General features: G+C 75.2%; 19 protein-coding genes. 12 read left to right on the forward strand and 7 right to left on the reverse strand.

The genetic code is table 11. The annotated features are described in order from the left end of the window. Positions 1-66 precede the first annotated feature (66 nt). Positions 67-447 (reverse strand): VOC family protein, encoded by a 381-nt coding sequence (locus tag AC0OLQ_RS20950; protein ID WP_484527637.1) that lies wholly within the window; start codon positions 445-447, stop codon positions 67-69. A 37-nt stretch (positions 448-484) separates the two neighbouring features. Next, positions 485-1111, reverse strand: coding sequence for an SGNH/GDSL hydrolase family protein (locus AC0OLQ_RS20955; protein WP_484527638.1), 627 nt, complete (start codon positions 1109-1111; stop codon positions 485-487). Positions 1112-1410: 299 nt separating this feature from the next. Here AC0OLQ_RS20955 and AC0OLQ_RS20960 point away from each other — a divergent pair, with 299 nt between their 5' ends. From AC0OLQ_RS20960 to AC0OLQ_RS20980, 5 genes are read left to right on the forward strand one after another with little or no spacing between them, the layout of a single operon-like run. Next, a complete protein-coding gene (locus AC0OLQ_RS20960) occupies positions 1411-2568 on the forward strand; it encodes a sensor histidine kinase (RefSeq protein ID WP_484527639.1) in 1158 nt (385 codons plus the stop codon). Further along, a complete protein-coding gene (locus tag AC0OLQ_RS20965; RefSeq protein ID WP_484527640.1) occupies positions 2565-3014 on the forward strand; it encodes a roadblock/LC7 domain-containing protein in 450 nt (149 codons plus the stop codon). The genes AC0OLQ_RS20960 and AC0OLQ_RS20965 overlap by 4 nt, the downstream gene beginning before the upstream one ends. Before the next feature lie 20 nt (positions 3015-3034). Then, positions 3035-3376, forward strand: coding sequence for a DUF742 domain-containing protein (locus AC0OLQ_RS20970; RefSeq protein ID WP_357342309.1), 342 nt, complete (start codon positions 3035-3037; stop codon positions 3374-3376). Then, positions 3354-3959 (forward strand): GTP-binding protein, encoded by a 606-nt coding sequence (locus AC0OLQ_RS20975; protein ID WP_484527641.1) that lies wholly within the window; start codon positions 3354-3356, stop codon positions 3957-3959. Before AC0OLQ_RS20970 ends, AC0OLQ_RS20975 begins: the two co-directional genes overlap by 23 nt. A gap of 18 nt (positions 3960-3977) precedes the next feature. Next, positions 3978-5216: a styrene monooxygenase/indole monooxygenase family protein gene (locus AC0OLQ_RS20980; RefSeq protein WP_484527642.1), complete on the forward strand. Its 1239-nt coding sequence runs from the start codon at positions 3978-3980 to the stop codon at positions 5214-5216. 124 nt (positions 5217-5340) lie between these two features. Here AC0OLQ_RS20980 and AC0OLQ_RS20985 read toward each other — a convergent pair whose 3' ends face one another. The 3 genes from AC0OLQ_RS20985 to AC0OLQ_RS20995 all read right to left on the reverse strand — a co-directional run bounded on the left by AC0OLQ_RS20985 (position 5341) and on the right by AC0OLQ_RS20995 (position 9707). Next, complete coding sequence (locus AC0OLQ_RS20985) at positions 5341-6372, reverse strand: nitronate monooxygenase (protein WP_484527643.1); 1032 nt, start codon at positions 6370-6372, stop codon at positions 5341-5343. Positions 6373-6464: 92 nt separating this feature from the next. Next, entirely contained in the window at positions 6465-6887 is a 423-nt protein-coding gene (locus tag AC0OLQ_RS20990; protein WP_484527644.1) for a glutaredoxin domain-containing protein, read from the reverse strand. A gap of 24 nt (positions 6888-6911) precedes the next feature. Beyond that, positions 6912-9707: an FAD-binding and (Fe-S)-binding domain-containing protein gene (locus AC0OLQ_RS20995; RefSeq protein WP_484527645.1), complete on the reverse strand. Its 2796-nt coding sequence runs from the start codon at positions 9705-9707 to the stop codon at positions 6912-6914. A 186-nt stretch (positions 9708-9893) separates the two neighbouring features. Between AC0OLQ_RS20995 and AC0OLQ_RS21000 the strand changes: the two genes are divergently transcribed. The 6 genes from AC0OLQ_RS21000 to AC0OLQ_RS21025 all read left to right on the forward strand — a co-directional run bounded on the left by AC0OLQ_RS21000 (position 9894) and on the right by AC0OLQ_RS21025 (position 17475). Next, positions 9894-10754, forward strand: coding sequence for a S1 family peptidase (locus tag AC0OLQ_RS21000; protein WP_484527646.1), 861 nt, complete (start codon positions 9894-9896; stop codon positions 10752-10754). Between the two features lie 242 nt (positions 10755-10996). Beyond that, positions 10997-13588, forward strand: coding sequence for a class III lanthionine synthetase LanKC (gene lanKC, locus AC0OLQ_RS21005; RefSeq protein ID WP_484527647.1), 2592 nt, complete (start codon positions 10997-10999; stop codon positions 13586-13588). A 73-nt stretch (positions 13589-13661) separates the two neighbouring features. Further along, positions 13662-13781, forward strand: coding sequence for a SapB/AmfS family lanthipeptide (locus tag AC0OLQ_RS21010; protein WP_088974649.1), 120 nt, complete (start codon positions 13662-13664; stop codon positions 13779-13781). A 62-nt stretch (positions 13782-13843) separates the two neighbouring features. Further along, complete coding sequence (locus AC0OLQ_RS21015; protein ID WP_357272928.1) at positions 13844-13963, forward strand: SapB/AmfS family lanthipeptide; 120 nt, start codon at positions 13844-13846, stop codon at positions 13961-13963. 63 nt (positions 13964-14026) lie between these two features. Beyond that, on the forward strand, positions 14027-15694 hold the full coding sequence (locus tag AC0OLQ_RS21020; protein WP_484527648.1) for an ABC transporter ATP-binding protein: 1668 nt from the start codon (positions 14027-14029) through the stop codon (positions 15692-15694). Next, complete coding sequence (locus AC0OLQ_RS21025; protein WP_484527649.1) at positions 15691-17475, forward strand: ATP-binding cassette domain-containing protein; 1785 nt, start codon at positions 15691-15693, stop codon at positions 17473-17475. Before AC0OLQ_RS21020 ends, AC0OLQ_RS21025 begins: the two co-directional genes overlap by 4 nt. Here AC0OLQ_RS21025 and AC0OLQ_RS21030 read toward each other — a convergent pair. Both AC0OLQ_RS21030 and AC0OLQ_RS21035 read right to left on the reverse strand, forming a co-directional pair. Further along, on the reverse strand, positions 17405-18013 hold the full coding sequence (locus AC0OLQ_RS21030; RefSeq protein ID WP_357342331.1) for a response regulator transcription factor: 609 nt from the start codon (positions 18011-18013) through the stop codon (positions 17405-17407). The genes AC0OLQ_RS21025 and AC0OLQ_RS21030 overlap by 71 nt on opposite strands. A gap of 115 nt (positions 18014-18128) precedes the next feature. Further along, positions 18129-18776 (reverse strand): LuxR C-terminal-related transcriptional regulator, encoded by a 648-nt coding sequence (locus AC0OLQ_RS21035; RefSeq protein ID WP_484527650.1) that lies wholly within the window; start codon positions 18774-18776, stop codon positions 18129-18131. Positions 18777-19070: 294 nt separating this feature from the next. Here AC0OLQ_RS21035 and AC0OLQ_RS21040 point away from each other — a divergent pair, with 294 nt between their 5' ends. Further along, on the forward strand, positions 19071-23438 hold the full coding sequence (locus tag AC0OLQ_RS21040; RefSeq protein WP_484527651.1) for a peptidoglycan-binding protein: 4368 nt from the start codon (positions 19071-19073) through the stop codon (positions 23436-23438). Positions 23439-23463: the final 25 nt, after the last annotated feature.

A 23463-nucleotide genomic window follows, 5' to 3' on the forward strand; every position in this document is an offset into this window, starting at 1 on the left:
GGTCAGGTGGTCGCGGAGCGGCGCCGGCGCGCCGGCGCCGAGAGCGCTCTCGCGGCCACCCCCGACTCAGTCCCAGCGGGTGGCGGTCTCCGCGAACAACTCCGGGTCGCTGGCCACCGGGATCACGCAGAGCAGGTGACCGCCCGGCGCCCGCAGCACGTGGCAGTCGAGCCAGCGGGACACCGGCGTGGCGCCGAGGCGGACCAGCCGGTCGACCTCGGCGGCCACGTCGTCGGTCTCGATGTCCAGGTGGTGCCGGGGCGCGTCGTCCACCGACTGCACCGCGGTGACCAGCCCGGGCACCACGTCGACCAGGTCGGTGAACTGCGGCTCGGCCGGGTCGGTGCGGGTCGGCGCGCCGAGCGCCGCGGACCAGAACTCGGTCGCCGGCCCGGCGGCCTCGCGGGGCGCGTCGAGGATCAGGGCGTAGAGCCGGGAGCGGTGCATCCGCCGAGCTTAACCACGATCGGCGTCGATGGCAGACTCAGGCCGACGGGCTGACCGCACGCAGCCAGGCCTGGGCGATCAGCGCGTGACCGAACGGGGTGGGGTGCACGCCGTCGCGGGTCCACACCCGGCCGTCCACGTCGGCCGCCTGGAACAGCTCGTCCACCGCCACCAGCGTCGCGTCGAACTCGGCGGCGAGCTTGCGGACCACCTCGACCTTCGGGTCGAGGTCCGCCCGCCACGCGTGCTGCGCGTCGTTTAGCGGGACGACGAACGGCTCGACGAGGACCAGCCGGGCGCCCAGCGGCCGGGTGGCCTCGAGCAGATGCCGGTAGTCACGGGCGAAGTCGGCGGCGCTGGTCGGATCGTCGCGGGTGTAGCGCCGCCAGGTGTCGTTGATGCCGATCAGCACCGACACCACCTGCGGGGCGAGGGCCAGGCAGTCGGTCTCCCAGCGGGCCCGCAGGTCGCGTACCCGGTCGCCACTGATGCCCCGGTTGAGGAAGGTGGCCCGGTGGTCGGGGTGGCGGGCGGTGAACCAGGCGGAGGCCATCATGGCGTACCCGGTGCCGAGGTCGTCGGGGCAGGCCCGGTCCCGACCGGCGTCGGTGATGCTGTCACCGATGAAGAGCACCCGGCCGCCGCGCGGCACCGCCACCGTCATCCGCCCGTCCCCTTCCGCGCCACGCCGTTTCCATGATCATGCCGCACCGCCGGTCGGGCGGCCCGCACGGGTGGCCGGTCGATCGGACGCCGCCCCCGCTGACGGCCGACCCGCCGGAAAGATCTCGCATCCGGCTGTTGCGTTCTTCGGCGCGGGACCGATCAACCATTTGTGGCAGTGTGGCGACCGGAGTGTGAAAACCGCCCCAAGTTGCCCTTCAACGTTGCAATCGGCGCACACGTGATGGTTGACTGCTGCACCATGCCAGAGCCGAAGATCACGGACAGGCCGGTTTTTTCGTGAGAAGCACCGACATCACGCGGCGACGGGCCACCTGGCGGCAGCGGGCGGCACGTTGGTTGGATCCGACGGTCGCCCGGTGGGACGTCGCGCCACCGGAAACCCCCGCACCGCCACCTGCGGAGGAGGCCCGCGGGCCCGGCCCGTGGCCCGCCATCTGCGAGCAGTTCGCCCTGCGGATCCTCGCCTCGGCCTACCAGATGGGCGCCCACCTGGAGGCCGTCGAGGCCGACGAGCAGGACCCGGAGCGCCTGGAGCGGCTCTACCGCATCGACCACGCGAACACCCGGATCCGGCGGCACGCGGAGAACCTCCAGGTGCTGCTGGGCAAGCGGGTCGAGGACGCCGACCCGCAGACGGTCCCCCTGGTCGACGTCGTCCGCGCCGCCGCCTCCGCGGTCGAGCACTACCCGCGCATCCGGCTCGGCCACGTGGTCGAGCTGGCGGTGGTCGAGTTCGCCGCCGACGACGTGATCCGGGTGCTCACCGAACTGCTGGACAACGCGACCCGGTTCTCCCCGCCCACCGCCCCGGTCACCGTGTCGGCGTTCGTCACCGAGGACGGCGGCGTCCTGCTGCGGGTCGAGGACGCCGGGGTGGGCGTGCACCCCAACCACCTGACCCAGCTCAACGCCCTGCTCAGTGGCCGGCCGGCCACCCCGATCACTCTCGACCCCGCGGCCCACCTCGGGCTCGCCGTGGTGGCCCACCTGGCCGTCGCCCACCACCTGCGGGTCACCCTCACCACCCGGCCCGCCGGCGGGACCACCGCATCCGTGGCCGTACCCGGCGGGCTGCTCTGCGAGATCCCCGCGCCGGGCCCGGCCGCGGCCGCGCCCGCACCGCCGCCGGCCTGGCCATCCGCCTCGCACGGGACCGACCCCTGGAGTACGCCGATGGCCGCGCCCCACGACGGCACCAACGGGCCGACCGTCCGGCTGACCACCCTCAGCACGCCGGCCGGCGACGCGCCGGCCACCCCCGGGCTGCCCCGCCGGGTGCCCGAGAGCGTCCGCGACCGGGTCCCGGCGCCCCGGCCCCCCGCCGAACCCGGCGTGGGCTCCCCGCCCGAGGCGTGGCCGGACGAGACGGCGGCCTTCGCGGCCGGCGTCAGCGACGCCCGCACCCCCACCGACCACGAAGGACGGCAGCGATGACCCACGTCCACCCGGGAACCGGCACGAGCAACGGGCTGCCCGACTGCGCCTGGCTGATCCGGCAGTTCGCCGAGGACGTGCCGGGAGTCAACCACGCGCTGCTGGTGTCGCTGGACGGCCTGCAACTGGCCGCCTCGCGCGGCGTCGGCCGCGACCTGGGCGACCAGCTCGCCGCGCTGACCGCCGGCCTGCTCAGCATGGCCGACCGCAGCTCCGCCCTGCTGGAGCTGGGCTCCGCCGAGTACCTCACCGTCCGGCTGCCCCGCGGGCACCTGCTGTTCATGCGGGTGGGCGAGTCCGCGGGCCTGGCCGTGGCCGCCGCGCCCGGCTGCGACCTGCGGGTCGTGTCGTACCGGATGACGCAGTTCGTCGGCGCGGTGTGGCACGCCCTCACGCCGGCCGTCCGGCACGAGCTGCACCGGATGACCGCCGCTCAGGCCCGCTGACCGGCCGGAGGAAAATGATCATGCCGCTGAGGTACTGGAAGGTCCGGCCGTACGTGCTGACCGCCGGCCGGACCCGCACTCGGCAGCCGCTGCTGGTGCACACCCTGGTGTCGGTGCCCCACTACGACGCCGTGTTCGCCGCCGGCCTGCTGCCCGAGGCCCGCTCGCTGTACGAGCACGCCCGCCCCGCGGCGCGCTCGGTGGCCGAGCTCTCCGCGGTCTGCGGGATCTCGCTGGGGGTGACCCGGGTCGTCGTCGACGACCTGGCCGCCACCGACCGGCTGCTGATCCACACCGACCACCACAACGTCGACTTCCGCCTCCTGGAGAGACTGCGCGATGGCCTCCGCAAACTTGCCTGACAGCCCGCTGCTGACCTCGGCGAAGATCGTCATCGCCGGCGGCTTCGGGGTCGGCAAGACCACCTGCGTCCGGTCCATCTCGGAGATCCCGCCGATCAACACCGAGGCGTGGATGACGGCGGCCAGCGAGACCGTCGACCGGCTGGACCCCGGCATCGACAAGACGACCACCACCGTGGCGATGGACTTCGGCCGGCTGACCATCGGCCCCGACCTGGTGCTCTACCTGTTCGGCACGCCGGGCCAGCCCCGGTTCTGGCCGATGTGGGACGACCTGTGCCGGGGGGCGGTCGGCGCTCTGGTGCTCGCCGACACCCGCGACCTGGCCGCCTCGTTCCCGGCCGTCAACTACTTCGAGCAGGACAGCGACGTGCCCTTCGTGGTCTGCGTGAACCTCTTCGACGGGGTGCTGCACCACCCGCTCGAGGACGTCCGCGCCGCGCTCTCGCTGCCGGCCCGCGTACCCCTGACCGCGTGCGACGCCCGCGATCCGTCGTCGGTGGCGCGGGCGCTGCTGACGGTCGTGGAACACGCCATGTCCCGCACCCCCCGGCCCACCGCGGGCGCGCTCGCGGCGCGGTAGCTCAACCCTGGAGGAACCATGCGCAGAATCCTGATCGTCGGGGCCGGCCAGTCCGGGCTCCAACTCGCCCTGAGCCTGCAGGCCGAGGGGTACGACGTCACCGTGATGTCGGCCCGGACGCCCGACGAGATCCGCCGGGGCTGGGTCATGAGCACCCAGGCGATGTTCGGCACCGCGCTCGCCACGGAACGCCGCTACGGGCTGGACCTGTGGCAGGACCGGGCGCCCCGGATCGAGGGGCTGCAGGTCTCGCTCTCCGCGCCTCCCGGTGAGCGGGCGCTGCGCATCGCGTGCCCGCTCGACGAGCCGGCGCAGAGCACCGACCAGCGGATCAAGATGGCCGACTGGCTGGAACTGTTCGAGCAGCGCGGCGGCACGGTGCTCTACCAGACGGTGACCACCAGCGACCTGGACGGCCTGGCCCGGCTCGGCCGCTACGACCTGACCGTGGTGGCCGCCGGCAAGGGCGACCTGGTCGGCGTCTTCGACCGCGACCCGGCCCGCTCGGTGTACGACGCGCCGCAGCGCGGGCTGGCCGTGGCGTACGTGCACGGGATGACCCCGGACCCGCTGCTGCCGGTGCCGCACGTCAGCTTCAACGCGGTGCCCGGGTTGGGCGAGCTGTTCGTCATCCCGGCGCTGACCCACTCCGGTCCCTGCGAGATCCTGTTCTGGGAGGCGGTGCCCGGTGGGCCGCTGGACCTGTGGACCGAGCGGCGCGATCCGGCCGAGCACCTGAAGCTCACCCTCGACCTGACCCGCCGCTACACGCCGTGGATCTACGACCGGTGCGCCGAGGTGGAGCTGACCGACGGGCGGGCCACCCTGTCCGGGCGGTACACCCCGACAGTGCGCCAACCGGTGGCGGAGCTGCCCTCGGGTGGGCTGGTGCTCGGCATGGCCGACGTGGTGGTGGCCAACGACCCGATCACCGGCCAGGGCAGCAACACCGCCGCGAAGTGCGCGTACACCTATCTGGGGTCGATTCTGGAGCACGGCGACCGGCCGTTCGACCGGGACTGGATGACGCAGACCTTCGAGCGGTTCTGGACCGAGACCGGCGAGGCGGTCACCGGCTGGACGAACGCCATGCTGCAACCGCTGCCGCCGCACGTGCAGCAGGTGCTCGGCGCGGCCGCCGGCAACCCGGTCGTGGCCCGGCGGTTCGCCAACGGGTTCAGCGACCCGAACGACTTCCGGGACTGGTTCATGACCCCGGACGCCGCCGAGCGCTACCTGGCCTCGGTCGCCGGCTGACCGCACGCCGGGAGCCGCCGGTCGGCGGCTCCCGGCCATCCGAGCCCGGCCGCCCTCGGATGGCCGGCCGCTCGCCGGCCGGGTAAGGCGGTCACGTGGGCGCTGTCGCCGGCCGTGGCGCTGCTCAGAGGTCGCGGGTCAGGTCCGTGACGATGTCGGCGGCCGGGGCGGCCCGGGCGCCGCGCCAGCCGGTGCCCGCCCAGAGGTGCAGTCGGTCGGCGTCGCCGGCCTGGGCGGCGGCGACCCGCAGTGGCCGGGTGAGGTGGTGCAGCGCGGGGTAGCCGAGCGGGGCTGCCGCCTCGTGCCGGTCGATGAAGTCGTTGCGCAGCCCACGCGCCGGGCGGCCGGTGAAGGCGCGGGTGACCACCGTCCGGTCCCGTCGCGGGTCGACCAGCGCCTCACGGTGGGTCCGGCCGGCGCCGCTCTCGTCCGCCCGCAGCAGCAGCGTGCCGACCAGCACGCCGACGGCACCGGCGGCGAGCGCGGCCCGGACGTCCAGGGGGCCGCCGATCCCGCCGGCGCCCAGCACGGGCAGGCCGGCGCTGCCGGCGATCAGCGCGACCAGCTCGGGCAGCGGGCGCGGCGGCGGCGGGGCGTCCGGGGTGAAGGTGCCCAGGTGCCCGCCGGCGGCGCCGCTCTGCACGACCAGCCCGTCCACCCCGAGGTCGGCCGCGGCCGCCGCCTCGGCCGGGTCGGTCACCGTGACCAGCACCCGGCTGCCGGCCCCCCGCAGGTCCCGGACCACCGGCTCCGGCGGCAGGCCGAAGGTGAAGCTGACCACCGGCACCGGGTCGTCGAGCAGCAGGTCGAGCTTCGCCGCCCAGTGGTCGTCGTCCTCGGTGCGGGCCGCGTCCGCCAGGTCCAGCCCGTAGGGCGTGCCCTCGGCGGCGATCCGGGTGGCGTAGCGGCGGAACTCCACCTCCGCCACCGGCACCGGGGTGGGCACGAAGACGTTCACCCCGAACGGCCGGCCGGCGGCACGCAGGTCGGCGATCTCCGCCGCCACCGCCTCCGGCGTCTTGTAGCCGGCGGCCAGGAACGCGAACGCCCCGGTCGCGCCCACCGCCGCGGCCAGCCCGGTGGTGGTCGGTCCGCCGGCCATCGGCGCCGCCACCACCGGCAGGTCCACCCCGAGCAGTTCCCGTAGCCCGTCCACGGCACCAGTCTGCCCGGTCACCGCCCGGCGCGCCCCGCGCCCCGCACCTATGCGCGGCAGGAGCCACACCTGTGACCGGGCCGCGCCTGCCGTCAGGACGGCAGGCGTTCGCGCAGCCAGGCCGGCTCCGGGTTCACCACGGCCTGATCAGGCAGCACCACCGTCGGGACCGTCTCGTCGCCGCCGGTGATCGCCCGGACCGCCGCCGCCCCGTCGGGGTCGCGCCAGATGTTCACCCAGTACGCCCGCCGGGCGCGGCGACCCAGCCGGAGCCGCAGCCGCAGGCAGTAGCGGCAGCCGGGCCGCCAGTAGACCACCGGCCGGCCGTCGCGGGCGCTGCGCCGCCGCGCCTCCCCGGCCGGCAGCGACCTCGGGAAGGCCAGCGGCGAGAAGAGCACCGCCAGCACCGCGAAGACCAGGAACTCGACGACAGCCACCACCGGGGTGTCCCCGCCGACCGCGGCGAGCACCCCGCACACCAGCATCAGACCGGCCAACCACCAACTGCGCAGCACATCGCGGGATGCTACCCGCCGCCGTCAGGCCGTCGCGTCGGCCAGCAGTTCCAGCAGGTGGCGGTACGGCTGCCCGGTGGCCCGGGCCAGCCCGATCTCGCAGGTGCGGTTCACCGAGGCGTACCCGTCGAAGGAGCGGGCGACGACGGCCGCGGCCTCGGCGCGGGTGGCCGACGCGGTCAGCTCGGGATGCAGCAGGCCCCGGTCGCCGGCGAAGCCGCAGCACTGCCAGCCCGCGGGCACCACCACCTCGTCGGCGACGGCGCGGGCCACGGCGAGCAGCGCGTCGTCCAGCCCGAGCCGGGTGGACGAGCAGGTCGGGTGCAGCGCGAGGGAGCCGAGCCGGCGGCGCACGGTGAGCCGGGGCAGCAGTTCGGTGGCCGCGTACCCGACGGCGTCGACCACCCGCAGGTCGCCGGCCCCGGCGAGCAGCTTGGCGAAGCCCTCGGTGCAGGAGGCGGCGTCGCTGACCACCGGCAGCGCGCCGTCGCGGCTGGCCGCCCGCAGCGCCGGCGGCACCCGGTCGCGCACGGACTGGTAGCCGGCGGTGAGGCCCTTCGAGGACCACGGAGTGCCGCAGCACATGGCGGCCACCCCGTCGGGCACGAGCAGGCGGACGCCGGCCCGGTCGGCGAGGGTGAGCAGGGCGGCGGCCACGCCGGAGCCGCCCTCGGCCGGCGCGAACAGGGTGCCGAGGCAGGACGGGACGAAGACGGCGTCCGGCTCGTCGACCGGGCGGGGGTGCCGCGGCCGGCCGCCCCGGGGCAGGTCGCGCCGCCACTGCGGGACCCGTTCGGCACCGAGGACGGCGCGGGCGGCCCGGGTGGCCGCCTCGGGCAGCGCGGGCGGAAGCGCGCCGGCCAGGTCCAGCCCGCGGGCCATGCCCCGGGTGGTGGCGCCCCAGCGGCGCGCGGCGCCCCGCCAGCCGGCCTGCGCGACCCCGCCGTTGCGCTCGGTCCGCAGCCGCCTCACCAGGTCGCCGGTGTTGATCAGAACCGGGCAGGCGGTGGCGCACATGCCGTCCACCGCGCAGGTGTCCACCGCGTCGTAGTCGTAGGCGTCCTCCAACTCGCGGACGAGGGCCGGGTCGCCGGCGGCGCGGGCGGCGGCGATCTCCCGGCGCAGCACGATCCGCTGCCGGGGCGTGGTGGTCAGGTCGCGGCTCGGGCAGACCGGCTCGCAGTAGCCGCACTCGACGCAGCGGTCCACCTCCTCCTCCACGGTCGGCACGGTCTTCAGGTGCCGCATGTGGATCTCGGGGTCGTCGCTGAGCAGCACGCCCGGGTTGAGCACGCCGTCCGGGTCGCAGAGCGTCTTCACCTCGCGCATCACCGCGTACAGCTCGTCGCCGAACTGGCGGCGCACGTACGGGGCCATCACCCGGCCGGTGCCGTGCTCGGCCTTGAGCGTGCCGCCGTGGCCGAGGACCAGGTCGACCATCTCCTCGGTGAAGTCGGCGTAGCGCGCCGGGGCCGCGCCGCCGGCGAACCGCTCGTTGAGCATGAAGTGCAGGTTGCCGTCCTTGGCGTGGCCGAAGATGACGCTCTCCTCGTACCGGTGCCGGTCGAAGAGGTCGGCGAGCGCGGCACAGGTGTCGGCGAGGGCCTCGACCGGGACGGCGATGTCCTCCAGCAGCGCCGTGGTGCCGGACGGGCGGGCGCCGGCCACCGCGGCGTACAGGCCCTTGCGGATGTGCCAGAGCGCGGCGCGGGCGGCGGCCTCGCCGCTGAGCCGGGCCGGGGTGGTGAGCGGCAGGTCGGCCAGCACCGGCCGGGCTGCGGCCACCCGGGCGGCGAGCGCCTCCGGGTCGGACTCCTGCCACTCGACCAGCAGCGCCGCGTGCTCGCGGACCGGCAGGCCGCGCAGCGCGGCGTCCGCCTGCGGGTCCCGCTGCGCGACCCGCAGGGCGGCCGCGTCGAGCAGCTCGATCGCCGCCGGTGCGGCGGCCACCAGCGCCGGCATGGCGGCCATCGCCGCGCCCAGCGTGTCGAAGACCAGCAGGCCGGTCGCGGCGTGCCGGTGCACGGGTACGGTGCGGAAGGTCGCCGCCGCCACGAAGGCGAGGGTGCCCTCGCTGCCCACCACCAGCCGGGTGAGCAGGTCGGCGGGGTCGTCGTGGTCGAGGAAGGCGTTCACCCCGTACCCCATGGTGTTCTTCATGGCGTACTGGGCGCGGACCCGGCGCACCGAGTCGGGGTTGCCGCGCACCCGGTCGCGCAGCCGCAGCAGGCCGGCGTGCAGCTCCGGTTCGGTGGCGCGCAGCCGGGCGTCGGCGTCCGGGGCGCCGGTGTCGAGCACGGTGCCGCTGGGCAGCACCAGCAGCAGCGACTCCAGCGTGCGGTAGGTGTTGAACTCGGTGCCGCAGGTCATCCCGCTGGAGTTGTTGGCGACCACGCCGCCGACCGTGCAGGCGGACTCGCTCGCCGGGTCCGGGCCGAGCTTGCGGCCGTACGGGGCGAGCCGCGCGTTGACCTGCCGCAGCACCACCCCGGGCTGCACCCGCACCCGCCGGCCCGAGTCGAGGACGTCGAGGTCGCGGAAGTGCCGTCGGGTGTCGACGAGCAGCCGGTCGGTGACCGCCTGGCCGCTGAGGCTGGTGCCGCCGGAGCGGAAGGTCAGCGGGGTGCCGGTGCGGCGGCTGTGCCGCAGCAGGGCGGCGACCTGGTCGGCGTCGGCCGGGGTGACCACCGCGCTCGGGTGCAACAGGTAGTGCGACGCGTCGTGGGCCAGCTTGAGCCGGTCCGCGGCCCGGGTGGTGACCCCGCCGGGCACCACCGCCTCCAGTCCGGCCCGGGCGTCCCCGCTCAGCTCCACCATCATCGCCGCACCTCCCCCGCCCCACCCTAGTCAGGACCGGACGACGCGCCGCCGACCCCTTGCCCTGGCATCGACCCGGGTGGATACTCGCCGCTACAGCGTTCGCCGAGGTCACACCCCGAACCGACCCCGGCGGCACGGCATGGACGCCGACGCAACCGGCGGCCTTCACCGTCCGAGGAGAAGACCGTGAGAATCCGCCGAAGCCGACTCACCCCCCTGCTCGCCGCGACGGTCGGCCTGGTGGCCGCCGGCGCCTTCGCCGTTCCGGGCGCCGCCTCGGCCGCCGCCCCGAGCTTCACCGCCGACCAACTGGCCCGGGTGGACGCCGCCGTCGCCGCCTCCGGCGTGCAGGGCATCGCCTGGCGCGTGGACTCGGCCTCCGGCCGTGTGGTGGTGACCGCCGACGACAGCGTCTCCGCCGCCGAGGTCGCCACGGTCAAGAAGAGCGCCGGCGCCGCGGCGGGCGCGATCCGGGTCGACCGGGCCCGGGGCACCTTCCGCCCGCTGTTGTCCGCCGGCAACGCCATCTACGGCGGCGGCTACCGCTGCTCGCTCGGCTTCAACGTGGTGAAGTCGAACGTCTACTACTTCCTCACGGCCGGGCACTGCGGCAACGTGGCCAAGACCTGGTACACCGACTCCGGCCTCAAGACACTGATCGGGCCTACCATCAGCTCCAGCTTCCCCGGCAACGACTACGCCCTGGTCCGCTACGACAACGCCTCACTCAGCCACCCGGGCGGCTACACCGCCGCGAACGCGTTCGTCGGTGAGGCGGTCAAGCGCACCGGCTCGACCACCGGCACCCACAGCGGCACGGTGACCGCGTTGAACGTGACCGTCCGCTACCAGGGCGGCGGCACGGTCAAGGGCATGATCCAGACCACCGTCTGCGCCGAGCCGGGCGACTCCGGCGGCCCGCTCTACGACGGCACCAAGGCGCTGGGCATCACCTCCGGCGGCAGCGGTGACTGCCGCAGCGGCGGCACCACCTTCTTCCAGCCGGTCACCGAGGCGGCGAGCGCCTACGGCGTGACCGTCTACTGAGCCACCCGCCGGCCGTCGGCCGGCACCGGGAGACCCGCACCGGCCGCGCGCCGGTGCGGGTCTTCGCACGTCCGGCCGGAGTACGCCGCACTGGTGGCACGGTATTCGCGACTTCAAACTCCGCCGTTGTCACGAATTCGGGGTGTGAAAATCACGCGCCGGTCATGACTCATCGCACTTTGCTCCCACCTCCGCCGTCCGCAGGATTGACCTCACCCGATCAGCCGGTGGAGGCAGACGACATGGACGAACGGTACGACTCGTACTGCGCGGTCGATCCGCTGTTCTACGACTCGCTCGCCAGTTCCGATGTCGAGGCTCCCGGCTACCTCGCGGACCGCCCGCCGGCGCCCGGCTGGGAGTGCGAGGTCAAGGACGACTGGCTGATCCACGCGCCGGTCGGCGGTTCCCTCCCGCCCCAGGGCTGGAAGATCCACGTGTCGGCCCGGCTGGACAACGCCGAGCGGGTGCTTGTCCGGGTGATGGACTACTGCCAGCCCCGCGACATCCCGTTCAAGCACCTGCGCGGTTCGCGGATGCTGCTCATGCGCAACAGCAAGTACGCCCGCCGGGCGGCCAGCGGCAAGTTCATCACCGTCTACCCGCGCGACGACGCGGAACTGGAGCTGACCGCCAAGGAGCTGGCCGCGCTGCTGGACGGCGAGACCGGTCCGTACATCCTGAGCGACCTGCGCTACGGCGACGGCCCGGTCTACCTGCGCTACGGCGGTTTCGCCGCCCGGTACTGCCTCTCGCCGGAGGGCCAGGTGGTGCCGGCCATCGAGGACGCCAGCGGCACCCTGGTGCCGGACCGGCGCGATCCGGTCTTCCACGTGCCCGACTGGGTCACCCTGCCCGACTTCCTCGCCCCGCACCTGGCCGCCCGGAACGCCGCCACCACCACCGACCTGCCGTACCGGATCGAGAAGGTCATCCATTTCTCCAACGGCGGTGGTCTCTACGAGGCCCGCGACAGCCGCACCGGGGACCGGGTGGTGCTCAAGGAGGCCCGCCCGCACGCCGGGCTGGACGCCACCGGCGCGGACGCGGTGACCCGCCTGCGCCGGGAGGCCGAGGTGCTGCGCCGGCTCGCCGACGTGCCGCACCTGGTGCGGGTGCACGACGAGTTCAGCTTCGGCGGGCACGAGTTCCTGGCGCTGACGTTCGTCGCGGGCCGCCCGCTGAACCAGCTGGTGGTGGAGCGCTACCCGCTGGTCCACCTCGACGCCGACCGGGACGCGTACACCCGGTGGGCTCTCGACCTCCACCGGCAGGTCGCCGAGGCGTTGGAGGCCATCCACGCCCACGGCGTGGTCTACGGCGACCTGCACATGTTCAACATTATGGTCGGCGACGACGGTGCCGTCACGCTGGTCGACTTCGAGGTCGCGACCCCGGCCGCGGCGGCCGCCCGGCCGGCACTGCGCAACCAGGCCTTCGCCGCGCCCCGCGACCGGACGGGCTTCGACGTGGACCGGTACGCCCTGGCCTGCCTGCGGCTGGCCCTGTTCCTGCCGCTGACCGCGATGCTCCGGCTGACGCCGGAGAAGGCGGCCCACCTGGCCGAGGTGGTGGCGGAACAGTTCCCCGTCCCCCGGAATTTGCTCGACGAGGCGGTCGCCGTGATCCTCGGCGAGACCGAGGCGGAGACCGAGCCCGGGAGCGGGCACCGCCCCGGACACCCGGACGCGACAACGATCGACCCGGACGACTGGCCAGCGCTGCGGGACAGGCTCGCCGCCGCGATCACCGCGAGCGCCACCCCGCACCGCGACGACCGCCTCTTCCCCGGCGACATCCGGCAGTTCGCCGCCGCCGACGGCGGGCTGAACCTGGCCCACGGCGCGGCCGGGGTGCTCTGGGCGCTGCACGTCAGCGGCGCCGGCACCGACCCCGGGCACGAGCGATGGCTGATCGACCGGGTACGGGAACCGGCCTCGGGCAGCCGGCTCGGCTTCTACGACGGGCTGCACGGCGTCGCGTACGTGCTGGAACTGCTCGGGCACCGCGCCGAGGCGCTGCGGCTGCTGGAGCGCTGCCTCGACGAGCCGTGGACCGAGCTCGGCGACGATCTGACGAGCGGCCTGTCCGGGGTCGCGCTCAATCTGGCCCACTTCGCCGGGCTCACCGGCGAGCGGCGGTACGCCGACGCGGCCCGGCGGGCGGTCGACCTGGTCGTCGGCCGACTCGGCGACGTCGCATCGGTCGCCGAGGTCAGCGGTGGCCGGCACCCGTACGCGGGGCTGTTCCGGGGCGGCGCCGGCGTGGCGCTGATGCTGCTGCGGATGTACGAACTGGACCACGACCGGAACCTGCTCGACCACGCCGCGACCGCGCTGCGGCAGGACCTGCGCCGGTGCGTGCGGCGCGACGCCGGCCACCTGGAGGTCAACGAGGGCTGGCGGACCATGCCCTACCTCGCCGAGGGCAGCGTGGGCATCGGCCTGGTGCTCGACCAGTACCTGCGCCACCGCCCCGACGAGGACCTGCGCACCGCCGCCGCGGCCATCCGCCGCTGCGCCGAATTCCCGTTCTACGCCCAGTCCGGGCTGTTCGCCGGCCGCGCCGGGATCGTGAGCTACCTGGCCGAGCGGGGTGAGTTCGAACCGGCTCGCCGGCAGGCCCGGCTGCTGAGCTGGCACGCGCTGCCGTACCGGGGGGCGACCGCCTTCCCCGGCGACCAGCTGCTGCGGCTCTCCATGGACCTGGCCACCGGCACCGCCGGCGTGCTGAGCGCCCTCGCGGCGACCCGGCCGGCGAGCTCCGGCCTGCCGTTCCTGGCGCCACTGTCCGGCGCCGCGCCCGCGCGGCCCACCCCACCGGCCGGCGACTGACCGGCCCACCCAGCTCCCCGGGGGTCACTCCGGGGCGATCCGACCCGACTCGTACGGAAGGAGGTGAAACGACATGGCCCTGCTCGATCTCCAGGGGATGGAGCTGCCGGCCGCCGAGCGTACCGGCGGGGGCAGCCAGGCCAGCCTGCTGCTCTGCGGCGACAGCTCGCTGAGCGTCACCACCTGCAAGTGACCCGGCCGTCGACCGGGACGACCACGACCCGACACAACCGTCACGACAGAAGGAGAAGGATCATGGCTCTGCTCGACCTCCAGGCGATGGAACTGCCGACCACCGAGAACTACGGCGGCGGCAGCCAGGCCAGCCTGCTGCTCTGCGGCGACAGCTCGCTGAGCATCACCACCTGCAACTGACGATCGGTTCGCCTGGCCCCGGGCCGGCTCACGCCGGTCCGGGGCCGCGCCCGTGGAGGTGCCATGACCCCGGCCGACCGGCTCCTGTGGCGGGCCGTCGGGTCCGCCGGCTGGTGGACCCCGGTGCTGGCCCTGGCCACCGTGGCCGGGGCGGCGGCCGAACTGGCACTGCCCGCGGCGCTGGGCCGGGCGGTCGACGCCGCCGTCGGCGCCACCGCCGGGGAGTCCGCCGGCCGCTGGCTCGCCGCGGTGGGCGGCCTGGTCGTGCTGCTGGTCGGCGCGGGCGTGGTGCGGGACTACGGCACCGGCGCGGCGAGCGCGCGGTCCGTCGCCGGCCTGCGCCACACGTTGATCCGGCACATCCTCGCCCTCGATCCCCGCACCGCGGCCCGCCACCCGGTCGGTGACCTGGTCGGTCGCCTGGTGGGCCAGGTGGCCGACGCCGGGCAGGCGGCCCCGACCATCGTGCTGGCCGGCACCGTGCTGCTGCCGCCGGTGGGCAGCCTGGTGGCCCTCACCATGATCGATCCGTGGCTCGGCGCGACCTTCGTCGTCGGGCTGGTGCTGCTCGGCGTGCTGCTGCGCGGGTTCGTCGCCGACGCGTCCGCCGCGGTCGCCGGCTACCAGCGGGCCCAGGGGCACCTGGCCGGGCTCCTGGTGGAGGCGCTGGCCGGGGCGCGGACCATCGCCGCGGCCGGCACCACCGTGCGGGAGGTCGACCGGGTCCTGGCCCCGGTCGCCGAGCTGCGGCGGCACGGTACCCGGACGTGGACCGTGCTGGCCGGGGCGGCGACCCGGGGCGCCGTGCTCAGCCCGATGCTGCAACTGGCGGTCGTCACCGTGGGCGGGCTCTCCCTGGCCGCCGGGCGGCTGACGCCGGGAGACCTGCTGGCCGCCCTCCAGTACGCCGCGCTCGGCGCCGGCCTGGGCACCGTGGTCAGCGCCCTCAACAAGGCCGTCCGGGTACGCGCCGGCTGTCGTCGCGCGGCCGAGGTGCTCACCGAACCGGCCCGCCGGTACGGCGACCGGACCCTGCCGCCCGGCCCCGGCTGCCTGGAACTGCGCGGGGTCAGCGTGCGGGCCGACGACGGCCGGCCGCTGCTCGACGGGGTCGACCTGCGGGTGCCGGGCGGCGCGCTGCTCGCCGTCGTCGGCCCGTCCGGCGCCGGCAAGTCGCTGCTCGCCGCCGTCGCCGGCCGGCTGCGCGACCCCGACGCCGGGGAGGTGCGGCTGGACGGGACACCGCTGCCCGAACTGTCGGCGGCGGCGCTGCACGCGGCGGTCGGCTACGGGTTCGAACGGCCCGTGCTGGTCGGCGAGACGGTGGGCGCCGCGATCGGCTGCGGAGCCGAGCCGGTGGCGCTCGCCCGGGCCGCCGCCATCCACGACTTCGTCGAGCGGCTGCCCGACCGGTACGGCACGCCGTTGGCCGAGGTCGCCATGTCGGGCGGGGAACGCCAGCGACTCGGCCTCGCCCGCGCGCTGCGGGCCGAGCGGCTGCTCATCCTCGACGACGCCACGTCCAGCCTGGACACGGTGACCGAGTACCGGGTGAGCCGGGCGCTGACCGACCGGGCGGATCCGCGTACCCGGGTGGTGGTGAGCCACCGGGTCGGCACGGCCGCCCGGGCCGACCTGGTGGCCTGGGTGGCGGGCGGGCGGATCCGCGCGGTCGGTCCGCATGCCGTGCTGTGGGACGACCCCGGCTACCGGGCGGTGTTCCGGTCGTGACCACGGTCGGTGCGGTGATCCGGGCCGCGCTGCGGGCGCGGCGGGCCGCGCTCGCGCGGCTGGCGGCCTGGTCGGCGGCCGAGGCGCTGCCGGCGGCGCTGGCCGGGCTGCTGACCGCGCGGGCCGTGGACGCCGGTTTCCTGGCCGGGCGCCCGGCGGTAGGGCTGCTCTGGCTGGGGCTGCTCGCGGCCGCCGTGCTCGTCGGCGCCGTGGGCACCAACCGGGCGTACGCGAGCCTCGGCGACGTGGTCGAACCGTTCCGTGACGACCTGCTGCGCCGCGTGGTGGCCGGCGCGCTGGCCGGCGCGACGGACGGCCGGGTCGACGACGCGGCGGTGGGGCGGCTGACCCATCAGGTGGAGATCGTCCGGGACACCTGGGCCGGCCTGCTGACGGTGGTCCGCGGCTTCCTCTTCGCCGCCTGCGCCGCGATCGTCGGGCTGTTCTCCCTCGCCGCCCCGGTCGCCCTGCTCGTCACCGTGCCGGTGCTGGCCGGTCTCGGCCTGTTCGCCGCGGCCGTGCCGCCGATGATCGCCCGCCAGCGGGAGTACGTGCTCGCCGACGAACGCCTCACCCGGGTCGCGGTCACCGCGATCGCCGGCCACCGCGACGTCTCGGTCAGCGGCGCGCGGGACCAGGTCACCCGGTGGCTGGGCCGGCACGTCGACGCCCAGGCGCGAGTGGAGCGGCGGCTGGCCACGATGGCCGTCACCCGCGGCCTGAGCCTCGCCGTCGGCGGCTGGCTGCCGGTCCCCGTGGTCGTGCTCGCCACCCCCTGGCTGGTCCGGCAGGGCCTCGGGCCGGGCGCGGTGCTGGGCGCCCTGGTCTACGTCGTCCGCGGGGTGCAACCCGCCCTGCACACCCTGGTGCAGGGGGTGGCCGCCGGCGGGCTGCGGTTCACCGTCACCCTGGACCGGCTGCTGCGCACCGGCGCCCCGAGGTCCGGGGAGGCCCCGCCGGTCGGCGGGGCGTGGCCCGCGCGACCGGGCCCGCCGGCGCTGTCCCTGCGCGGCGTGACGTTCCGGTACGGGCCGCACGCCGACCCGGTGCTCGACGGCTTCGACCTCGACGTGCCCGACGGCGACCACCTGGTGGTGGTGGGTGCCAGCGGGATCGGCAAGTCCACCCTGGCCGCGTTGATCGCCGGGGTGCTGCGCCCGCAGTCCGGCACGGTCGAGGTGGGCGGCACGCCGGTGGCCGGTGCGACGGCCGCCGACCTGGCGCGGCGCCGGGTGCTGATCCCGCAGGAGGCCTATGTCTTCACCGGCAGCGTCCGGGACAACCTCCGTTACCTGCGGCCCGACCTGGCGGACCCGGCGATCGTCCGGGCGGCGGTCCGGCTGGGCCTGTCCGGGCTCGTGGACCGGCTCGGCGGCCTGGACGCGACGCTGCGCCCGGCCGCCCTGTCCGCCGGGGAGCGTCAGCAACTGGCCCTGCTGCGCGCCTGGCTCTCGCCGGCGCCCCTGGTGATCCTCGACGAGGCCACCTGCCACCTCGACCCCGCCGGCGAGGCGCGGCTGGAGACCGCGTTCGCCGAGCGGCCCGGCACGCTCGTGGTGATCGCGCACCGGGTCAGTTCGGCGCTGCGCGCCCGCCGGGTGCTGCTGCTCGACGGCCACCACGCGCTGCTCGACAGTCACCGGGGGCTGCTGGCCCGTTCGACCGCCTACCGGGAGCTGGTGGGCTACTGGGAGGGCGGGGCGGAGCCGGTCAGATCCAGCCGGACTCCCGGGCGATCCGCACCGCTTCCAACCGGGTCCGCGCGCCGGTCTTCGCCATGACCCGGGACAGGTGGTTGCGCACCGTCCCCGCCGAGACCGCCAGCTTCTCGGCGATCTCCCGGACCGGATGTCCCTCGGCCGCCACGTCGAGCACCTCCCGCTCGCGGAGGGTCAGCGGGTTGTCGGTGACCTCCAACGCCGCGACCACCAGGTCCGGATCGAGCACCACCTGGCCGCGGGCGAGCAGCCGTACGCCCTCGGCGATCCGCTGCGGCGGCACGTCCCGGCTGAGGAAGCCGACCCGTCGTCCGTGCTCGGCGAGCATCGGACGGACCCGGGCGGCGCGCCGCTGTTCGACCAGGACCAGCAGCCGCCCGCCGCCGTCGGGGTGGGCGGCGGCGATCCGGGCGAGCTGGTGCAGGGGGACGAGGTCGGCGTCGACGACGGCGACGTCCGGGCGATCGTCCCGCAGGGCGTCACGCAACGCGTGGGCCGTGGCCGCCTCGCCGACGACGTCTATGTCGTCCTCCGCGGCCAGCAGATGGGCGAGGGCTCCCCGGACCAGTCGACCCTTGAGCGCGAGCAGCGTGCGGACCATGGCGACTCCCGGACATGATTCCCCGATCTTGACCTGCCGTGCGCGCCTGATGACGCACCGTCAGGAACTTAATCGAAGGTGACCGTTGTGCGACACCCCTGTGATCCGCGTGTCGTCAGATCCAACAGGCGTCCCTGGCCCGCTCGACCGCCTCCCAGCGGTTCCGCGCGCCGGTCTTGCGCAACAGGCTGGACACGTGGTTGCGCACGGTGCCCGGTGCGAGGTGGAGCAGCTTCGCGATCTCCCCGGTCCGTAACCCCTTCGCCGCCGCCGCGGCCACCTCGCGTTCCCGTTCGCTGAGCGGGTTCACCGCGGCGTCGAGGGCGGCGAGCGCCGTCATCGGATCGATCATCCGCTGCCCGCCGGCGACCGCCCGCAACAGCTCGACCAGTTCCTCCGGCGGCACGTCCGTGGCGACCACCCCGCGAACCCGCGCGCCGAGGGCCCGGCGCAGCGCCCGGGGGGTGCGGCAGGCGGTCAGCACGACCACGGCACACCCGTCGGCACCCGGTCCGGTGAGCACAGCGGGATCGTCCACCGCGTCGAGGTCCACCAGCAGCAGGTCCGGACGGCAGGCGGCGAGCATCGCCGGCAGGCCCCGAGCGGGCTCGGTCTCACCGACCACCTCGAAGTCCGGCGTGGCGGCGAGGACCGCGACCACGACGGTCCGCAGCAGGCCCGGTTCCGCGACCAACGCGACCCGCACCGGCCGCGCGCGGCCCGGGTCCGGAGCGGACCCCACCTGATCCCGTACGTCGCTCACCCGGACACCTTGCCCCGAAACGCCGGCCGACAGTCGACTTCCTCGGGAATATCCCGCAGTGCGGGCTCTAGCGCGCCCGGGTCGCCCGGGACAAGCGGGCGTCGGGTCTCCGTCAGTGAAACGACCTGAGTGGACGTTCAGCCTGGACGGTCAGGCGGGCCCGCCCGTCGTCGGCCCGATGGTTGTCACCCGGCAAGGTCGAACCTTCGCGCTGTTGCGCGGGTGGTCGAGCGGTTACCCACTGACTTCAATCGAGGCAAGAACGAACACCGGCCGCGGGTGAAGGGACACCGCATGACCGCTCCGACCGGCCTGCCCCTCGTGCTCTGCGGCCCGATCGTGCGCCGCGCCGACCCGACCGGCGTCACCGTCTTCGTCGCCCTGCGCGCCGAGTGCACGGTGACGCTGACCGTCTTCGCGCTCGGCGTCGCCCCCGGGTACGCCCGCGGCGCCACCGTCGGCACCGGCAGCCGCGCCACCGTCAAGCTCGCCGACCGCCTGCACGTGGCGGCGGTGACCGTCACCGGGGTGACCCTCGCCCCGGGCACCCTCTACGGCTACGACCTGGCGTTCGCCGGCGGGACCAGCGCGGGCAGCCTGTTCGACCCCGACGTGGTGGCCGCCACCGCCGCGGCCGCCCGCACCGCGCTGACCTATCAGGGCCACCCGCAGGCGCCGGCCGCGATGCCGGCCGTGCCCACCTTCGTCACCCCGCCGACCGACCCGAACCAGCTGCGGATCTTCTACGGCTCGTGCCGCAAGCCGCACGGCGAGGGCCAGGACGCCTTCCCCGTCCTCGACCCGATCATCGCGGCCGCCGGCGGGGATCCCGCGCGCCGCCCGCACCAGCTCGTCCTCGGCGGCGACCAGATCTACGCCGACGACGTGGCCGATCCGCTGCTGGGCATCATCCACGGCCACGACGCGCTGCCGGCGGTCGGCAGCGAGCCGGCGGTCCCCGCGTACCAGGGGGTGGCGGCGCGGCTGGGGCTCGCCCCGGAGGCGATGCCGGTCGGCACCACCTCGCCGCCGACCGACCTGACGTACCTGCCGGGCAAGCGGGCCACCGCCATGTCCCGGGACGCGAAGTTCACCTCCGGCGCCGCCGACAGCCACCTGATGTCGCTGCGCGAGTACCTGTGCATGTACCTGCTGGCGTGGTCCGACGTGCTGTGGCCGGCGAGCTGGCCGACCTTCGAGCACGTGCTGCCCGCGGACACCCGGATCCTCAAGGACCCCCAGGGCCGCCCGCCCGGCGAGACGGTGTACGACCTGATGCGCGCCGGCCGGGCGTACTCGCCCAGCGCCCAGCAGAAGGAGATCATCGAGCGCTGGGAGCGGTGGCAGCGGCAGGCCCTCCTGCTCACCGGCTTCCGGGCCGGCCTGGCCGCGGTGCGCCGGCAGCTGGCAAATGTGACGACGTACATGGTCGCCGACGACCACGAGGTCACCGACGACTGGAACATGACCCGGTCCTGGGTGACCGACGCGGTGGTCAACTCCGCGCTGGGCCGACGGATCGTGCGCAACGCCATGGCCGCGTTCGTGGTCTTCCAGGCGTGGGGCAACACCCCGGAACGGTTCGCCGAGAGCGGCCCCGCCGGGGAGGCCGGCCGGGCCGCGCTCACCGCGCTGCGCGGCTGGTCGGCCGCGCCGAACGACGCCGACGACCTGGCCCTGCGTACCCGGTTGGGGTTGCCCACCGGGGTCACCCCGGAGGGGAAGCTGGTTCGCCCGGCCGGCGCGCTGACCTACCACTACACGGTGACCTGGCCGCGGTACCAGCTCATCGCGTTGGACACCCGGACCTGGCGGCAGTACCCGGGCGGCCCCGGCCACCCCGGCGGGCTGCTGCTCGACGACAACCCGCTCGACGAGATGCTCACCGGCGGCGGGGTGCTCGGCGACGACGGGGTCACCGTGGTCGCCCAGCCGGTGGCGCTGTTCGGCGTGCCGATCCTGGAACAGTTCGCCCAGCCCCTGGCCAGGGCGACCGCGGGGCGGTGGACCGCCGACGCCGAGGACGCCTGGGTGGCCAGCGACGCCGCCGTCCACAAGGTGCTGGCCCGGCTCTTCGCCGCCGCGCCGCCCGGCCCTGACGGGATACGCCGCCGGCGGCTGGTGCTGCTCGGCGGGGACATCCACTTCGGCTCGGCCGAGCGGATCCGCTACTCGGCGACGCTCCCCTACGCCTGCGGGCCTGACCCGGCCAAGCCCTACGAGGGGGTCAACCGCACCGAGGGCGTGCTGGCCGGCTTCGTCTCCAGCGCCTTCCGGAACGAGGACATGGCGACCCGGGCGCTGCACGACGTCGGCTACGTGCCGCTGCTCGACGTGACCGGCCGGATCGACCTGGTCGGCTGGGCCAACGAGCTGCCCGACAAGGAGGGCCAGCGGATGCGGGCCGGCGTGCGGGTGACCGTCGGCGCCGACGACACCACCGGCTGGTGGGTCTCCGGCCGGCCGTCGGTCAGCGACTACGACGCCCTCAAGGTGCTCGGCCGGCAGCCCGAGTGGAACGTCTACGTGCAGTTCCTGCGGCACGACGAGGCCGACCCGGAGGTCCGCCGCGACGGCGCCCCGGAGGCCGTGCTCGACCCGGCCGGGCTGCCCCGCGACCAGGCGCTCATCCAGTACCTGGCCGCGGCCCGCAACCTGGACCACTACAAGGGCTCCTGGGGCAACGGCAAGGAGATCGTCGGGCGCAACAACCTCGGTGAAATCACCTTCAGCTGGCCGGCCGGCGAGTGCAAGACCGCCACCCAGCGGCTCTGGTGGCACCTGCCCGAGGAGAACCGGGCCGCCGCGCTCACCACGTACACCGTGGACCTGTCGTTCGGCTGCTCGCTGACCACCCCGGCGCCGTACGGCGGGTTCGTGCTGCGCGCCGGCGACCAGGACGCAACCGGCACCGTGCTCGCCCGCTACGACGGAGTGGAACGGCCGGCGAAGCTGGTCACCGAGCGCTGGGTGAGCCGCCTCCAGCAGGACCTGGCCACGCTGGGCTTCCGCACCCCGGGGGCGACCGACGGCAGCTACGGGCTGGTCACCTACTGGGCGGTGCGGGAGTTCCAGGCGTACGCACGGCAGGAGCGCGCGGCGGTCGAGCCGGCCGGCGCGACCTCGCCCCGGTGGTCGGACCGGCTGCAACCGGTCGACGTGCCGGAGAGCGAGCGCTATCTCGGGCCGGTCAGCGGGGTGGCCGACCTGGCCACCCAGGTCGCGATCAAGCACTGGCTGGACAAGCGCCGGCGCTGCCCCGTGGTGGTGGAGTCCTGGCAGGTCACCGGGGACACCCCGCAGCGGCTGGCGCAGCCTAACGTCTGGCTCTTCGACGAGGTCACCGCCACCGACCAGCGGCTCTACTCGCGGGTGGTGACCGGCCGTCCTGCCGGCGCGGGAAACCCCCCGGCCGGGCACCCGGAACTGGTTCGGCTCGGCGCGTACCGCGGGCACGCCACCGACGCCGAGTGGAGCGGGCCGGTGCTCGACCCGGAGTCGGAACTGCTGCCCAAGGCGCTGCTGCCCAGGCCGCAGGACCACGGCAGCGGCCCCACCCTGACCTCGCTGGCCGCCGCCATCGCGGCCGGCGGCGAGGTCGGCACCCGCGCCGCCCGGCAACTCTCCACCTTCAAGGTGCTCCGTGCGGTCGCCGAGAACCGGGTGCCCGACGCGGCGGGTGGCTGGTTCGACGCGGTCGCGGCCGACGACCCGGCGGTGCTGCGGTTCGGCCCGTTCGGCTGGCGGGCGGACGGGCCCCGGACCGCGCCCACCACGCTGCCCCCGGCGCTGGACATCGGCGCCGAGCCCGGCGAGATGTGGGCGTACCTGGCCTGGCTGCGGGCCACCGACCGGGACGCCTACGACGCCCTCGGTGGGCTCGGCGGGATCAACGCGGTGCCCGGCTGGGGCAAGGACGGCGGCGGGCTGCTCCACCCCGAGCTGCGGGTGCTGCGGGCCCGGCCGGCGGAGACCGACTCGACCGGCACGGCCCGCGAGTCGGTGGGCACCACCCTGGAGCTGCTCGGGCTGCGATCCTGGCACTGGATGCACCGGTACGCGCTGGCCCTGCGCGGCCACGACGGAGTGCGCCGGGGACTGTGGACGCCCGCCCGGCAGCGGCTGCACGACCTACTCGTCACCGACTGGGACTCGCCGGACCCGGCGGCCACCCCGACCGTAGCCGGGGTGACCGGCGCCGACGGCCAGCCCCGCCGGGCCCGGATCGGCGACCTGTTCACCTCCGAACGATCGGTCGCCCTGCTCGCCTGCTGGCAGCAGTACCGGGCGCACCAACTGGTCGCGGTCGGACCGCCCGCCTCGGTCGGCGAGAAGCCGGAGTTCCGCACCCGGCCCCGGGCGGCCAGCGAGCTGCACACCGTGCTCACCCGTGCCAGGGCGGCGGGCCCGGACTTCAGCGGCCCGCCCACCGGGTGGACCGACGCGCACGAGACGGCGCTGATCACCGCGATCCGGCAGGTGGTGAGCGCCGACGCGCCGGTGGCCACCGCGCTGGCCACGCTGGTCGGCTGGCCGGCCTGGCCGACCGGGCACCGCTACACGCTGCCCGTCACGGCGCTGCCCGTGGGCGAGCGGACCCTCTCGGCCGCCCGCGGCTCGCTGCGGCTGGACCTGAGCGACCTGCCGCGGGTGACGGCATGACCGGCGGCACGCAAGGACGGGAGCT

The sequence above is a fragment of the Micromonospora sp. Utrum1 genome (assembly GCF_057197805.1).